The organism is Paenibacillus sp. FSL L8-0494 (assembly GCF_038003695.1).
GTDB lineage: Bacteria > Bacillota > Bacilli > Paenibacillales > Paenibacillaceae > Paenibacillus_AQ > Paenibacillus_AQ odorifer.
On sequence record NZ_JBBOPQ010000001.1, the window covers coordinates 4,080,129 to 4,096,687 of the forward strand.

Annotated in this window: 14 protein-coding genes and 1 other annotated feature; of the genes, 4 read left to right on the forward strand and 10 right to left on the reverse strand. The window is 43.6% G+C overall.

Annotation, left to right across the window (positions count from 1 at the left end):
* Positions 1–9 precede the first annotated feature (9 nt).
* Entirely contained in the window at positions 10–978 is a 969-nt protein-coding gene (locus tag NYE35_RS18525) for an ABC transporter permease (RefSeq protein WP_036688194.1), read from the reverse strand.
* 249 nt (positions 979–1,227) lie between these two features.
* Between NYE35_RS18525 and NYE35_RS18530 the strand changes: the two genes are divergently transcribed.
* Positions 1,228–2,667, forward strand: coding sequence for a response regulator (locus NYE35_RS18530; protein ID WP_341121851.1), 1,440 nt, complete (start codon positions 1,228–1,230; stop codon positions 2,665–2,667).
* On the forward strand, positions 2,654–4,432 hold the full coding sequence (locus NYE35_RS18535; RefSeq protein ID WP_036688197.1) for a cache domain-containing sensor histidine kinase: 1,779 nt from the start codon (positions 2,654–2,656) through the stop codon (positions 4,430–4,432). The genes NYE35_RS18530 and NYE35_RS18535 overlap by 14 nt, the downstream gene beginning before the upstream one ends.
* Before the next feature lie 81 nt (positions 4,433–4,513).
* Here NYE35_RS18535 and NYE35_RS18540 read toward each other — a convergent pair whose 3' ends face one another.
* The 5 genes from NYE35_RS18540 to NYE35_RS18560 all read right to left on the reverse strand — a co-directional run bounded on the left by NYE35_RS18540 (position 4,514) and on the right by NYE35_RS18560 (position 9,102).
* Positions 4,514–5,902 carry a sulfatase gene (locus NYE35_RS18540; protein WP_076146432.1) on the reverse strand — a complete coding sequence of 463 codons (1,389 nt, stop codon included), beginning with the start codon at positions 5,900–5,902 and terminating at the stop codon, positions 4,514–4,516.
* Positions 5,903–6,008: 106 nt separating this feature from the next.
* Entirely contained in the window at positions 6,009–6,842 is an 834-nt protein-coding gene (locus tag NYE35_RS18545) for an AraC family transcriptional regulator (RefSeq protein ID WP_341121853.1), read from the reverse strand.
* A 39-nt stretch (positions 6,843–6,881) separates the two neighbouring features.
* Positions 6,882–7,859: a formylglycine-generating enzyme family protein gene (locus tag NYE35_RS18550; protein WP_341121854.1), complete on the reverse strand. Its 978-nt coding sequence runs from the start codon at positions 7,857–7,859 to the stop codon at positions 6,882–6,884.
* 35 nt (positions 7,860–7,894) lie between these two features.
* On the reverse strand, positions 7,895–8,428 hold the full coding sequence (locus NYE35_RS18555) for a chromate transporter (protein WP_036688207.1): 534 nt from the start codon (positions 8,426–8,428) through the stop codon (positions 7,895–7,897).
* An 11-nt stretch (positions 8,429–8,439) separates the two neighbouring features.
* Positions 8,440–9,102 carry a chromate transporter gene (locus NYE35_RS18560; RefSeq protein ID WP_256717124.1) on the reverse strand — a complete coding sequence of 221 codons (663 nt, stop codon included), beginning with the start codon at positions 9,100–9,102 and terminating at the stop codon, positions 8,440–8,442.
* Positions 9,103–9,288: 186 nt separating this feature from the next.
* On the opposite strand from NYE35_RS18560, the gene NYE35_RS18565 reads away from it, so the two are divergent.
* On the forward strand, positions 9,289–10,488 hold the full coding sequence (locus NYE35_RS18565) for an ROK family protein (RefSeq protein WP_076106217.1): 1,200 nt from the start codon (positions 9,289–9,291) through the stop codon (positions 10,486–10,488).
* 63 nt (positions 10,489–10,551) lie between these two features.
* On the opposite strand, the gene NYE35_RS18570 is transcribed toward NYE35_RS18565, so the two are convergent.
* The 3 genes from NYE35_RS18570 to tyrS all read right to left on the reverse strand — a co-directional run bounded on the left by NYE35_RS18570 (position 10,552) and on the right by tyrS (position 13,773).
* Entirely contained in the window at positions 10,552–11,796 is a 1,245-nt protein-coding gene (locus NYE35_RS18570) for an anaerobic sulfatase maturase (protein WP_341121856.1), read from the reverse strand.
* Between the two features lie 224 nt (positions 11,797–12,020).
* A complete protein-coding gene (locus NYE35_RS18575; protein ID WP_036688213.1) occupies positions 12,021–12,308 on the reverse strand; it encodes a hypothetical protein in 288 nt (95 codons plus the stop codon).
* Between the two features lie 205 nt (positions 12,309–12,513).
* Complete coding sequence (gene tyrS / locus NYE35_RS18580) at positions 12,514–13,773, reverse strand: tyrosine--tRNA ligase (protein WP_036688216.1); 1,260 nt, start codon at positions 13,771–13,773, stop codon at positions 12,514–12,516.
* A gap of 186 nt (positions 13,774–13,959) precedes the next feature.
* Positions 13,960–14,190, reverse strand: a binding site (T-box leader).
* Positions 14,191–14,342: 152 nt separating this feature from the next.
* Between tyrS and NYE35_RS18585 the strand changes: the two genes are divergently transcribed.
* A complete protein-coding gene (locus tag NYE35_RS18585; RefSeq protein WP_038571749.1) occupies positions 14,343–14,789 on the forward strand; it encodes an Lrp/AsnC family transcriptional regulator in 447 nt (148 codons plus the stop codon).
* A gap of 78 nt (positions 14,790–14,867) precedes the next feature.
* On the opposite strand, the gene NYE35_RS18590 is transcribed toward NYE35_RS18585, so the two are convergent.
* The gene (locus NYE35_RS18590; protein WP_341121857.1) at positions 14,868–16,418 is read right to left on the reverse strand and encodes an acetamidase/formamidase family protein; all 1,551 of its coding nucleotides are present in this window, start codon (positions 16,416–16,418) and stop codon (positions 14,868–14,870) included.
* Between the last annotated feature and the right edge of the window lie 141 nt (positions 16,419–16,559).

Consider the following 16,559-nt stretch of genomic DNA (forward strand, 5'->3'; position numbering starts at 1 on the left):
TCCTGCAGATTAATACAGTCCTTCCTCGCCCATCTTCTTAGCGAACGTATTGGCCGCCCATAAAAGGATTAGGCTGATAATGGACTTTACGACACCCACGGCGGTCATATATCCAAAGTCTCCTCCAATCGTGAATGAAGTCCGATAAATGTAAGTATCGATCGTGTCGGCAACCGAATATACCGGCGAACTATACAGGTTGAAAATTTGCTCGAAGCTCGAACCTTGGGTTAGTAGTTGTCCAACTTGAAGGATTAGCAGGACTGCGACTGTACTTTTCAAACCCGGCCATGCGATGTTTAGCAAACGGCGAAACCGGTTCGCTCCGTCTACTTCAGCCGCTTCAAACAGCTCAGGATTGATCCCTGCCAGAGCCGCCAGGTAAATGATTGAATCCCAACCGATCTCTCGCCACACATGCGTGATATACAGAACGGGTCTGAATGCACTTTCATCGACAAGAGGAGAATTCGGATCTCCACCAAACAGCATGATGATCTGGTTATAAATCCCGTCTTTGCTTAAAATATTGATAATAATCCCCGACAGTACAACCCACGATATAAAATGCGGGAACGTCAGGATCGTCTGAAAAAACCGCTTCATTTTTGTCCTGGAAAACTCATATAAAACAATCGCCAGGATAATGGGCATCGGGAAATGAGTGACCAGCTTCATCAAGCTGATAATGACCGTATTCCAAAACGCCTTGCGAAAATCGGGGTCGGTCAGCAGCGTTTGAAAATTCTCCAATCCAACCCAAGGACTGCCCAGAATCCCCTCACTGTAATTAAATGTTTTGAACGCTAGCGTTACACCGTACATGGGAGCATAGCTGAAGAGGGCGTACCAGATTAACACCGGTAGAACCATAAGGTAAAAATACTTGTACTGTAAAATCGTTTTCCCTAAACTTTGCTTTGGAGCAAGAGTTTTTAAGCTTCGCTTAGGCGTTCGAGCGGTTACAGAATCAGCCAATCTTCTCCCCACCTTTCTGTATGAGATTGTTATGCTTGTAAGCGATTTATATGGTAAATTATATCGGGAGTGTAAATTCTCTTGTATAGAGAATACAACTCCGGTCATGTGGATTTTTCACACCTTGGCGGGTGACCTTCCCGTGACTCGTAATATCGGACATAGTGAGCGTAAGATAGTCCATACCCCCCTTGGTCCACAATCGCTAGGATAAATCTAAGAGCTCTATAAAGAAAGGGGGATTCACTTATGCGTTCAGTGATTATTGCAGATGATGAGAAGTGGATTGTAGAAGGAATTAAAGCAGGAGTGAATTGGAAGAAATACGGCTTTGAAGTAATCGGCGATGCCGAAAACGGGCAAGAAGCCCTTCAATTAATTCAATCGCTTCGCCCCACCCTTGTTCTAACAGATATCAAGATGCCTGTTATGAATGGACTAGAGCTCATTCAACGTGGCAAGGCCATCGCAGCTGATACGATCTTTATCGTACTCAGCGGACATGCCGAGTTCGCTTATGCACAAAAAGCGATGAATTATGGTACTTTCGGATATTGTCTCAAACCCTTTGAAATCGAAGAAATTGAAGGAATGCTCAACCGAATAGCCCAGCAACACGATTCCAAGACAGTTAAAGAACAACCTATCCACGACTTCGAACTTTATGAAGCGGTTTGTTCCGGAGATCTTGAACGAATTAACTTATGGTTGGATGAGAAGAAAATACCCTTGTCGAAAGATACCCCTCATATCCCCATTGTTATCCAAGGGTTAAGTTCACCTGTAGATGTCGGGCAGTTCTCTTCCCTGGTCTTCCCAATGAGCCGCCGTAGGTATGGATACTTATTAGAAGAGTGCCAATACGAAGTCTTCCTCCAGGGTCTTGAACAAACAGAAGTTGTACAAGAGTGCGGAGTCGGGATCGGTCCTCCTATTTCGGATATACAACAATTGGATGCATCTTTAGAGTCCGCCTCTCATGCTGCTTTCAGTATGTTCACAACGGGGATGCCCGGATGTTACCGGGTGAATCCACAGCAGGAAATACCGATCGACGAGAAACTCAAAGAGATTTCCCGGATTCTTCATAATAAAGACCGGCTCGGTTTCATAGCAGCCATGGAATCGATAAAGAAATTATTCAAAGAGGGAACGTTCACCATTAAAGAAGCCTATTTGCTCTATACATCGATCCTCTACTTATTTCCTCGGGAAGGGACTCGGGTTAGCGGCCGTTTTTTTGAAGGATATGAACAGCTCTATTATCGGTACGGCACGGCTGAAGCTATGATCGATGATCTGATTCTTATGACACTTGATATTTTTATGAACAGAAACGAATCTGATATTTCACGAATCTCAAACCACAAAGTCAAAGAAATCATGTTATACATCCGCAACCATTTCAATCAAGAAATTTCGATCCAGCATTTAGCCAATCAGTTTTTTTTAAGTCCAAATTATTTATGCCAATTATTCAAAAAAGAGGTCGGCGAGACCATCATCGAACATATCAGTCGTTTACGAATTGAATACGCTTGTAAAACGCTGATCGAAACCAACCTTTCCATTTACCAAATCGGTGAGAAATGCGGTTTTCAGGATTATTTCTATTTCACACGAATTTTTAAACGGCATCTCAAAATGACACCTACACAATATAGGGAACAAAACAATGAAGACATTTAAGAGACTATCCATCCGAACTCAGGTTTTGCTATTCGGGTTATTTATTGTTGCCATTATCCCAATCATCGTTTCACGAGTCTACCAACTATCAAGCGAAACTATCATTAATCAAAATACGCAATACAATACAGAGCTGGTCTCCCTCCTCAAGCAACGGATTTCTGACAACTATGCCAACGTTTCTTCCATGATGATGAATGTGGGTTACGATTCGACCGTCCAAAAGTTCCTAGTCGAGAATGATAAGCTTCGAGTCTACGATCTATCCCAAAAAGTTGAAGGATTGTTGAGCATCGCCCGAAATATGAACACGGATATCTTAGATATTATTGTTATCGGCAGCTCAAACACACGTATTTCCTTAGCAGGAAGAACAAAATATGCTATCGATCTTATGAAAACAGCTGAGGAGGATGGAATCGTTCATTATCGCGGATACAGTCCTCCAGACAAAGTCATCGACAAGAGAAAACTGCTTTTCGGGATGAACATCTTCGCTTCAGGTGACACGTCCCTATATGGTGAAAAAATTGGCTATCTCGCAGTTATTGTAGATATGAAGGCCATTCAAACTGAAATTTCTGAGTATCCCCGATTGGTCGGAACCAGCTTTTTTATGATGGATGATAAAGGCATGATCTACTCTAATAGCAATGAGCCGGAGGATATGCTCCAGCAGTTTCAAACTCGGGCAACTGGAAGGGATGGAGAGTCCATCGTCGAGACCGTTCATGGAAAGAAATATGCAATTCAGTCCTTTAGCTTACCGGAGATCTCTGGAAAAATCATAACCGCTGTTCCTGTCCATAATTTAATGAAAGAACTGGAGAAATTGAAGAAGGTCAGCTATGCTCTTCTAGCCTTAATCTTGCTGGTCGTCTCTATCCCCTATTCTGTGCTTATGATGAATCTCTTAAGACCGTTGTCTAGGCTTATGCGCTATATGAATCAATTAAAGGGCGGAAGTCTGGGGATATTGAACAACAAGGTCGATTTAAAGGGCTATGCTGAGATTGAAATCATCTCTCGACAGTTCAACGATATGACCACACGGATCCACGATTTGACGGACCAATTAATCGATGCTTCAACTCAACTTTATCTGACCGATCTGGAAAAGCAGCGGGCGGAATATTCGTATTTACAAAGTCAAATTAATCCGCATTTCTTAAGCAATACTTTAGATACAATCAAGGGCGTTGCGATCGTAAAAGGAAATCGGGATATCTTCGAGATGACTACCGCCTTAAGCACAATGCTCAAGTACAGCATCAAAGGCAAAGAGGAGGTAACTCTTGGGGAAGAGCTGAAAATCGCGGAATCTTGTGTGAGGATTTACCAAGGCCGTTTCCCGGACAAATTTACTTACAAGCTGTTGTGTCCCCAGGAATGGTTACACATTCCCGTGCCTAAAATGATCCTTCAACCTATTGTTGAAAATGCGCTTGGTCATGGGCTTGAGGCACAAGGACAAGGAATTTTGCTGATCTCCGTAGAGAAAAACGAAGCGGGGCTGCTTGAAATCGTGGTAGAAGATAATGGTGTAGGCATCGATACAACAAGACTGGAACAACTTACGGAGTTGCTGGCTGGTAAGAATATAGAATCAGGAGATCATATCGGTCTCCTAAATGTCAATAATCGTCTAAATCTTAAGTATGGCGATCCTTGCGGCGTTCTGCTGTATAGTAAGGAGGGTAGCGGGACGAAGACCGTTTTGAGGCTTCCCGGATCTTTAATAGATCCACAAAAAGCGAGAACATAAATAGGGAGGTTGCCCATTCAGGGCAACCTCCATTTCATATGTCTTTCATTCGCCGCATTTACTAGGATATTATTAAGCATCCTATAAGGATGAGCTCAGATACTCTTTGGCATGGTAGGGTCCACCTTCCATAAGTACTGTCCATAATGGATCGATATCACAATCCATGGAGCCCATCATATTATCATGCCATTCATTCAACAGATAGACAGCCTCCATACAAACGTCTTTACGCACTTCGGCAAGATTATGTTGTTCATAAGGATCATGCTTCAAATCAAACAGCATTTCTTGCGGGAATCCATGGTGTCCGTCATGATAGGTACGTATATATAACCAATCCGCAAACCGAACGCTGCGTTGACACACATGCACACATTGTGAGATTACGAGATACTCACGCCCTCCCAAATCCCCCTCCAGAATGGTACCTGCATAACTTTCACCATCCCAAGAAGCAGCCGCTTTCAAATTCAAAAGGCTTGCTAATGTAGGTCCTAGATCAAGGTGATAATGTAGCCCCTCCTCCACGATTCCCTTCTTGCCCCCTGGCCAGCGAACAATCATCGGAATACGGCAAGTCGCCTCGTCTGCTGTGCCATGTTCGGAGTAAATTCCTAGTTCACCCAGACTCTCTCCATGATCCGCAGAGATCAAGATAGCCGTATCTTCCATCACGCCAAGTTCTCTCAGCTTAGAAAAAACTTTTCCGAGATGCTCGTCCAGATACTTAACTCCAGCATCATAGTTGTCAAAGATAACACGCAGGTCATCACGGTTCTCTATCTCCTGCTGATGCCTGAAATGCTGCTGATAATGCGATTTCGCGAGCGCATTCATATCTTCAATACTATGCTGCCCCTTCTTATTTCGGTGAAGCTCAAACACGTCTTCCGTGATCCAATCGGGTAAAGGCTCCTTCTCGAACGGATTACCGTAGCTTTCAGGTGTACGATAAGGTGTATGCGGATCCCAGAAATTCAGGTGCAGAAACCAATTTTCGGACTCCCCATTATCCTCAAGCCATTTAAGTGCCACTGGAAGCACCTGCTCTGCCGTCTCATGCCCTCTGCCACCAACATTAAACACTTCTTGGAACCCGGCGTTAAAGGTCCAAGCCGAGTGTCGTTCGGAGAAGGTGCTGATCGATGCAGTTTTCATCGCAGCTTGCCTTAATATAGCCGGAAGGCTCTCCATCCCCAACCGGTCATTGAATTCACGTTTTGCTCCTTCTCTACGCATATCAGCAGCGGTTCCGCCATGCCCTACAATCCCATTATGAATGCCAAATCGCCCGGACATTAAAGCAGAACGAGACGGCAGGCAAGGAGCATCTGAACAATAGTAGTTGGTAAAGGTGACACCTTCTTTTGCGATTGAATCGATATTCGGGGAGGTATTCCGATGATAGCCATAACATCCCAGATGGTCCGGGCGAAGCGAATCCAAATCCAAATACAAGATTCTCATGAGTTATTCCCTGCCTTTCCTTTTCATCGAAATGGTTACGCTCGATTCGGGCAGCTTAGAATGATCTGCTCATGCTCATAAGAGTAAATGAATATGGAAAGCTCCGCTATGGAGTAGCGATGTTTGTTTTTGTAAATTCGATACTTTTCCGGTACTCTGCCGGCCCCTTGCCGTATTCGCCACGAAATACCTTGCTGAAGTGTGAAGCATCATAATAACCACATCTCTGGGAGATATGCTCGATTGTAAAATCCGTATATTCCAGCATTTGTTTAGCTTGCTGCAGCCGCAATTTTCGCAGCATTTGCATGGGTGTCAGTTTATATATTTTCTGAAATGCCCGGCTAAAATAAACAGGATTCATATGATAGAGCTTGGAAAGCTCCTCTCTACTAATCTCCTGATCAAGCCTCTCCTCCATATATTGCAACGCTTCATTAAAGCGGTCCGTGATAAAGGGATCTCGTGAAGAACGTCGCCCGCCAAGCTTGGTACTCTCCATAATTTCATAAAGAAGAAAAAATGCCAATGAACCGACCTGAACATTCCTGAAATCATCTTCCTCCTGCAACCACAGGTTTCGCAACTCGTCAAACCTTCGCTCATATTCGCTTCGATCCCGGACCCGAATCACCTTGCCTAAAGGGAATAACTTAAAGAAGTCATCTCCGTCTTTAACTTTAGCGTTAATATTAAACAGATAATGTACGCCATCCGTTTTGGAGATCACATTAAAAGGCTCGTTAGGACGGTGGATCATCACATCTCCGGCAGAAGCAACATATTCTCCTTCGGAGGATGTCGTCAATACCTCACCTTTTTGGATATAAGAGACGGTATAACAAGACTGGACATAATCGAACAGGATCCGCTTCTGATATTGAATCTTTAGGACGTCCAGCACGTTGATGTCAAACTGACTATGGATGATAGAGGACAAGGAAGTTCCTCCTTCTTATGTAGTAGTCGTAAAAGTGCTTTAACTTGTATAATCAGCCGTGCATCGAAAGCCAATATTTCCGGCAGAGCTGTCTGGAGTATTTTTGCTTCTAGCCGCCACCCGATAACGGTTGCAGTAAGATTTATGGCACAAATATGATCCTCCGCGCATCGATCTTGCGACACCACTTACTGGACCTTTCGGATTCACGGATTCGGAAGATAAATGATAGTCCTTAGTAAACCAATCCGCGCACCATTCCCACACGTTTCCTGACATATTATAAAGACCATAGCCGTTAGGCAGATAGGAACTTACAGGTGCGGTACCTGCAAAACCATCGCTGGCATGATTTTTATCGGGAAACTTTCCCTGCCATATATTACAGCGATGCTCTCCTTCTGGTTTTAATTCATCCCCCCAAGGATACCGTTTCTGAACCAGTCCTCCTCGTGCGGCATACTCCCACTCCGCTTCCGTAGGCAGACGTTTACCAGCCCAGCGACAATATGCATCCGCATCATGCCATGATAGGTGAATAGCCGGATGATCAAGTCGTTCATCTACATGGGAATCCGGACCTTCAGGATGACACCAATCCGCTCCCTCCACCACCCACCACCAGGGGGTTTGAGTGGCTACTTGGGTCACCTTTTTCCCTGTCTCCATGGAAACAAAAGAATGAAACACGTAAGACCATCCAAAACGTTCCGCATCTGTAACATAGTTTGTTTCCTTGATAAAAGCAGCAAACTGCTTGTTCGTAACCGCCGTTACATCCATCAAAAAGGAAGATAAGGTAACCTTCCTAGTCGGCCCTTCTCCATCTGCGGGGAACCCTTCCTTATCATCCGTCCCCATAAGAAAAGTGCCTCCAGGGATAAGGATCATGTCCGAGAAATCTTTTTCCCCTGTTACTCCTTGAACCGTTGTGTTCTCCTTACAAACATCAATAGATTCTTGTTTCGCGACTTGATTTCGACTAGCTGAACAACATGCCCGTATATTCTCTGACATGATTTACCTCCAATCTGGAATCGTCCCGGCTCTGTCTAAAAAAAAGCTACCCCAAGAATGCCAGAAGCAACGATAATGGTGAGCGGATGCAGCTTATATTTCATTAAACCATAAAGTGCAGCGAATACAATGATCAACATGCCAAGGGTCTGCCAAGTAATAAAAGCATGTTCCACGCTATTTAAGCCAAAACGAATCGCAGCATAGGCAATCAAGCCTGTAATCACTGGCCGCAAACCATAAAATAACGTTTTAATCCATTGACTATCCCTCACCCGATAAAAGAAGACAGAAATAACAATGATGATTAAAAATGAGGGCAGAACCATGCCTAATGTTGACACAATCGCTCCTTCCATTCCGGCTATACGATATCCGATTAAGGTTGCACTGTTCGTCGCAACAGGACCAGGTGACATCCCTGCGATGGAAACTACCTCTTGAAATTCCCCTTCGGATAACCAACCCCCAGCCATGGCTTCATGCTGAATCATCGGAATGATGGCGTACCCTCCTCCAAAAGACAGAAGACCTATTTTTATAAAAGTGAAAAATAAATTCCAAATCACATCGCTTCCCCCTAGATGTAATACTCCGGATAATTCGATTCTTCATCAGAAGCTTTCAAGGACTCCTTCTCCGTTCGAACTTGGAGCCCTAAGAGCTGTTTAATTTGCAGATATACAAACCCAATACATAAACCAACTGCAATCACGTAAATGGGATTAATTCCGAAAACCAGTAAAACAACCGGTATAACTAACGCCGTAACTGCGGTAGTCTTGTCAATTATAGCGTTCTTGGCCATTCGATATGCAGCTACTAGGATCAAAGCAATAACTGCACCATTAATCCCTTTCATAGCGGCAATGACTTTTGGTTGGTCGGCCAGTTGGGAGTACACGGCGCTAAGCAAACAAACAATGATAAAGGTCGGAATCGTTATCCCTGCGATTGCAGCAATCGCCCCCGTCACACCAGCAAGACGATAACCAATGAATGCCGCTGCATTTACACCTACACCACCAGGTGCAGCACCAGCTAAAGATAGAATTTCATCCATCTCTTCTTCACCCAGCCATTTTCGTTTAGCGGAAATTTCCCGTTCGATCATAGGGATCATCGCATAACCTCCCCCGAAGGTTACTGGACCAATTCGAACAAATACCCAAAACAACTGAAACAGTAGACTTATCCTCAGGTCTGTATTCGGTATCATATTTGTTTTCATAGTTGTTCTCATGGAATCCACCCTTTTATAATCTGTCGTAATTTCATTATATCACTTTTTCCCAAAATGGAATTAAGTTTTTTGAACGGTAAAATACAACCAAGGGTTTATGAGTTATACTATATTCATGTTAATAAATACAAACTATATAAAAAACGATCTTACAAGTTCATCCTATATATAGCTTGGAGGTATATCGTGGAAAAGCGCTCGACACAAATTCCATCACCAAAAAAACTTCTATACGACCGAATCGCCGAACAAGGCACTGTTTCCAAGTTGGATCTTCTACAGACATTTTCACTTACCAAAAGCACAATGACCCGGATATTGGATGAGATGACGGAAGAAAGCTTGCTGATAGAAAGCGGATTTGGAGAATCTAGCGGAGGCAGAAGACCTATTTTATACCAGATCAATCCTTCCTACGGTTATATAATCGGTTTAGAGATTTCCAGGGTGTATTCTTCTCTTGGTTTATTTGATATGCAAATGAACCCAAAATCAATTGTTCACTGGCGAATGGATCAGGCATTCACACCTGAAAGATTTATAGATCATATCAGTAATCAAATACGCGCTTTCCTTCGGGACCATCAGTTAGTGGACAGTCAAATCATCGGGATAGGAATAGGGGCTGTGGGGCCACTTGATCGGGAACATGGCTTGATCCTAAAGCCGCTGCACTTCCCTTCTTCGGGCTGGAACAATCTTCCGATTTGCAAATTGGTGGAGGAACGGACGGGGTTCAAAGCTTGGTTGGACAACGGTGCCAATTCCGCATTGCTTGGGGAACGATGGTCTATCCGTCACGCAAACATTCAGCATATGCTTTATGTACATGCTGGAGCAGGACTCCGCTATGCGATGATGTCGCATGGAAGTATTGTTCATGGCACAATGGATATGGAAGATGCCATTGGTCAAATGATCATCCAGACAGATGGACCCCGATTAAATCATGACGGGAACTACGGGGCTCTGGAAGCATTTGTATCTGTGCAGGCCATAGAACAAAGTGCACGCTCGGAGGCGAAAATGGACAACGATCTGATCCTCCAAAGATATAAAGTGGCGCCTGAGAAGCTGACTTATGATGTATTGGTACAAGCCTTTAGAGACGGTAATCCACATGCGCGTGAATTATTTACCCAAGCTGCCAGCCATTTCGGGATCGGGCTCGCTAACGTTATCAACCTGTTTCATCCAGAGACCATCATTCTAGGCGGTGCGCTCATTCACTCTCACGAGTTGTTTTTCCAAACAGCGGTGGAGGTGGCACAGAGAAACACTTACCGTTATCCTGAATACCAACCTCACTTCTCCCTAGGTATATTAAAAGAAGAAGCTGTGGTGACTGGTGCGGCAATAATGGCGAGAAATCATATGGTTCTATAGCATAACAAAAAGGTTGTTCCCAATCCTTTGCATGACTGTTGGGACAACCTTATCTAGTCAAAGCTATAATGCCTGACAGCAATTTTTGAATTTCTTCCCGCTTCCGCAGAGACATGGATCATTTCGACCTGGAAGTGGTTTTGCACTTTTCCTGTACTCCAGCATCCGCTCCGATCTAAGTCGGTTCGCCAGTAATAACATGCGTTCATAGGCGTGTGAGTAGAACATTTTGTAACTATGGCAGAAATAATCAACCTCAGTCCGATCATTAACATCAAGCCAATTCCGGTTGCGCGGACATCCCCCATTGCAAAAGCTAAGGTACTCACACTTATAGCATGATTCATTCATATTGGGCTTCATTAACAAAAAATCATCATATACTGGGCTGGTTAGCAGCGCTTTCAGGTCAGTTTGGCCGATATTTCCTAACCTATGCTCTTCATCAATAAAGAAATCGCAAGGGTAGGCATCCCCGTTCGTTTCAAGCACCATCATCTTCGGGCAACATGAGTTGTGAACGCATAACTCTGCCTCACGATGCATGAATACAAGAAGCATATTCTCAAAAATACGAATAGGAAGCTCTGGATACCCACCGTTGTACCAAAGGTCAAATGTACGGCATAAAAAGACTCCGTATTGTTCAGGTGTAATTCGGAAACGTCCCGCTACATCACTTTTTTGAGAAACAAAATCCATGCAGGGGATAAACTGAATATTCGGAAAGGTATGTTCTAGATAAAATGCCATCAACTCCTCTGGTTTCGTCACGTTATCTTCATGAATCACCGTCAGAATACTATACTCCACACCCTCATTCTGTAAATGACGAATCCCACGCATAACTAGACTATAACTGCCTTTCCCCGAACCCGTTACACGATGAGCATCATGAATAGGCTCTGGGCCATCCAGACTAATCCCAACCAAAAAGTTATACCGTTTAAAAAATTTCGCCCATTTCTCATGGATAAGCGTTCCATTGGTCTGCAGTGCATTACTGATCATCGTATGAGGCGGAGCGTACTTAGCTTGAAATGAAATCACTTGTTCAAAATACGAAAGTCCGGCCAATAATGGCTCCCCACCCTGCCAAGAGAAAGTCGCTATCCCTGATGATCTTTTCATGTACTGAGCGATAAACCGCTCCAGAAGCTCCGTATCCATCACCCGGATCGGTTGCTGAGGATGTCCCCCGGCTGTACTGTAATAGCAATAATCACAGGCTAGATTACAATCCTCTGAGACGGTTTTCCACATGACATGAAGGGTCTCCTGCTTAGAGGTTCGTATACATGCAGTCATACGATTCTGCCCCTCCTATGTAATACTATCTTTGTAGAACCTAATTCCTATTTGTTCAATTAAATCATAGATCTGCAAGTCAACGATGAGTAAAACATCATAGCTGGTCGAATAACTGGGCATAAAAAAGCTGCACTCCCCATTGTCCGTTGGAACAAAGCAATAAGGGTGTGCAGTTTCTTTGTGGATGAGTCTAACTAACGGTAGTTAGAGACTAAGTCTTATTAATTACGGACGTATTCTCTATTTGCTGTTTCCAACATGGATTTCCAATCCGCAAACTTCGTCTCCCTAACAACATGACGATCAAAGAGTTCATCAGGTATGTCAGCAACATCTTCTTCTGTCTTTACTTGAAAGTTCCCTTTGGTTACAAACTCATCGAAACTTTTGTAATTGGAATACTTACTCATAAACGCTTCATTAAACAATTTCTCGAAAGAGATGTGATTGGGATCTTCTTGATACGTTTTCTGTCCTTGTAACTCATTCATCAATTCTTCCATGGTCATTGGTTTTTGTCTTCTCAAATTACCACTCCTAATTTTCTGTTATAGTTGTAGAATATCATGTTAATCCATAAATCACACGAATCCTAAGCTTACCATAATTTTGACGATTTCACCTTTCAAATTTCACTTAATATGCAAATAGTCTGCCTCTATACTTAAAATACAACAAAAAACCTTCCTTATTCATAAGGAAGGCTTCTTATTATTAGGACAATTTCACCAGGCTGTAGTTTTTCTTACCCTTACGGATAATGATAAAACGTCCGCCGATGGCTTCGCTGGCTGTAACTTCAAATGCTACATCGCTAACTTTTTCACCGTTCATGGAAATTGCGCCTTTGGTGATGTCTTCACGCGCTTGACGTTTGGATGGCTCAATTCCTAGATCTACCAGCCACTCCACGATATTTTTGGACTCCAATGTCGTTTCGTAGGTCGGCATTTCCTTGAAGCCTTGCTCGATCTCGTCAGCGGTCAGAGATTTAATATCTCCACTGAACAGAGCGGCAGTAATGCGTTTAGCCTGCTCCAGCAATTCCTCACCATGCACGAATCTGGTCATTTCTTCAGCCAGTGTTATTTGCGCTTCACGTTTATGCGGTTCGGTTTGCACCTTTTCTGCTAGTGCATCAATTTGCTCTTTAGAGAGGAATGTAAAGTACTTCAGGTATTTCACAACATCACGGTCATCTGTATTTGCCCAGAACTGGTAGAATTCAAAAGCTGTCGTTTTGTTCGGATCCAACCAAATGGCTCCACCAGCTGTTTTACCGAATTTTGTACCATCGGCTTTCAGCATAAGCGGGATGGTAAGTCCGAATGCCACCGCTTCAGAACCTTCTTTTTTACGAATCAGATCTAAGCCACTTGTGATGTTCCCCCATTGGTCAGAACCACCGATTTGCAGCTGCACATCTTCATGCTGGAACAGGTGCAGGTAGTCCAGGGATTGCAGGATTTGGTAGGAGAATTCCGTAAAGGAAATTCCGCTGTCCAATCTGCTCGCTACAACATCCTTGGCAAGCATCGAATTGATACTGAAGTTTTTACCATAGTCACGCAAAAATTCGATAACATTGATTTTATGCGTCCAATCGTAGTTGTTCACCATGCGGATTTGATTGTCGCCATCAGTCACGAACAATTTTTTCATTTGTGCTGTAAGTGCATCAACGTTGGCTTGGACTTGCTCCAGCGTTTGCAAAGAGCGCTCGGATTGACGTCCACTTGGATCACCGATCGTTCCCGTAGCCCCACCAATTAGAATAACCGGACGATGTCCTGCCAGCTGGAATCTTTTGAGCACCATGAACGGAATCAAGTGGCCAATATGCATACTGTCACCAGTTGGATCTACACCGCAGTACAGGGATACCGATTTTTGATTGGTCAGTTCTCTAAGCCCTTCGGCATCTGTTTGTTGATTGATGGCATCGCGCCATTCTAGTTCGTCGATAATATTCATTGCCTTACACCCCTCAAAATTAGTAGTTATCCTATAATGAAACATCAGTCCGCCAAGCGGAAACGGCTTTGCCCTCCTGATTAGGACGGTACCGTTTCAGCGAGAAATATAAGGATCATTGATGAAGTGAACCATATAAATCCTTATATTTAAAAACAAAAAAATCGTCCCCTTGTCTATTGTAGACATAGGGACGATTGAATAACCGTGTTACCACCCAGATTGCACCCATGAAACGCTTATGCTCAAGCATACCATTGATACCACTCTTGACGAGATATCGTTCGCCATTCCGCTCGGTGTTACCCGAGATACTCCAAAGTGTAATTCGCAAGCTTAGTGTGTACCGGGTTTCATCAACCCCCGGCTTTCTGGAACAGGGACTAAGTTACTACTGGGCTCCTTCAACGTATATCGTATATAAGATTACAGCCAGTATAGTGAAATAATTCTTTTATGTCAACTATCTTCAGCAGAGAATGCCGTCACACACTTCTACTGTAAAGCGCTACTAGGCATTCCCACTTTTTTTCTGATACAATTACGAAAAAAGAGGTGAACGAATCCGCATGCTAGATCCTATCGATAACCATATTTTGATGCGGCTGGCCCAAAACAGCAGAATTTCCTATACTGATCTAGCTAAAGAAGTCAGTTTATCAAGTGTCGCGGTGAAAGACCGTATTGATCGGCTAGTCAATCAAGGGATTATTGAACAGTTCTCGATTGTCATCAGTGCCGAAAAGTTAGGAAAGAAAATCTCCGCCTACCTGGAACTTGAAGTAGAGCCTGCTCATTTGAATCATATCGTCGACGTATTAAAAGAAAACGAACGTGTAGCTGTATTATACGAAATGACAGGACCTTGTATTCTGCATATTCACATCTTAGTTGAGAATCTTGAAGAGATGGAACGGTTTATGCATGAATCAATCTATTGTCTGGATGGACTGGTACGTGTAGAAAACCAAATTTTATTGAAACGCCACAAAAATCAAGACGGCTTAAATATATAAGAAAAAGAACCGCCTATAAAGACGGTTCTTTTCTCATCTAAATTTTTATTAGAATTATCAAATAATTGCTATTTCGTCCTACTCTGTCTTAGCCAGCTTAGCTTTATAAAAGTTCACGAAATATTCGCTGACCACAACCTGCCCGTTCACAACACTTAATGGGGCTACAAGCTTCACTGTCTCTCCGTTGTAAATTCCCGTTGTCGCTCCAACCTTCATCTCCAGTACATTGCCATTGTAGCTCAGCGTAACTGTCTTAGTGGCAGGCTGCCAGCCAACCTTTGCTCCATAGTTCTCAAAGCTGCTCCGTAAAACCACGGGCTTGCGCTCGGAATCGCCGAATTGACCTTTATCAATTAAGGCGTGAACGCCCCAGTTTCCATCCACCACTTGTGTAATTCCAAAATCAGCTGACACCGACATCAGAGAGTATGCTTCATCTTCGCTCAATTCCATTCCAGCCATTAAAAAATCTTTTGTTTTATGAGCGGCATCCTTCATTGCTTTGTCGATGGACGAGTTGTTGAAGATATCCGTCTGAGCACTAGCCCCCAGCTCCTCCAAATAATTAGCGTAGCTGAATCCATGCACGACCCACTCGTTCTCATTTTCAAGTAATGGGAAGTTTAAACCTTTCAGCTTGTTGTTAAGCGATGTTTTTTTATGAAGAATAACTTGTATATCCCCAGTGACCGATGTCTCAATCGCAGTACCGTTAATCTCCGAATCGCCTTGACCGGCATGCGGGTCACCGATCGACAGTAGTGCACCAGCTACGGATACAGGATAATACATCGTTGCACCTTCGGTAATCCGCCAATCATCTACGTTACCGCCGTTGTAAGAAGGTGGAACGGAGTCAACAACATCCGCTTCTTTCGGCGCCACACCCATTGTACCAAAGTGGAGACGCACCGGAATTTTCACACCTTTTAGCACATCGAAATTCTTATCAATCGTTTTATGGTCAACGATAACACCCGGGTAGTCAATTGTCGGGTGCACTTGACCATCCGGATCGGTTTGCACAGACCATTTGTAGTTATATACAGCTGTTGCATAATCTGTTCCACCCTCCGTATCCATCTCATAGATGGTTACTACCTCACGCTTTTTCGGCTCCTCCACCATATCTCCGTATAGATAACCCCAGTTCGCCGCGGCATTCACGCCATATGTTTTTCCAGCGTATTGTTCATTTCCATTAGGTCTCAGCTTCATGTCCAGAATCTTCACTTCCAGCACATCCCCTGGTTCAGCACCTTCTACTGCGATGGGACCCGTCATAATATGTACGCCTGGCCCGCGGAGCGCTTCGTTCTTCTCCCCTTCAATCCAGTGGAAAATATCCTCCACTCCCGCATCTCCTTTAATCATCCGCTCGTAATCATCACCAGAGTGATGTGTAATAGCCTCAACCGTTACGATGTCTCCCGAATGTACAGTCAGAGCTGGATCTCCCTTACCAATATTCCCCCATCGAACAGTCTCCGAATTGGCCTTCAGAACATGGGTTTTTGGCTTATACGCATCATTCGATGTGTTAGCATACATGACACCGGATAACGAATTCACCACTAAAAACATGGATAACGTGACGCCTACATTACGAATTATTTGTTTTTTCATACGAAAATCCTCCATTCCTTTAATTAGTGTTAGTTTTTATAACATTTGGTGTTTCAGAGTATAACAGATGACCTGAGGATTAACAATATAAATATTTTCACGAAGTTTGGTTTAAATAATAAATAGGAAGTAGTCTTTCTC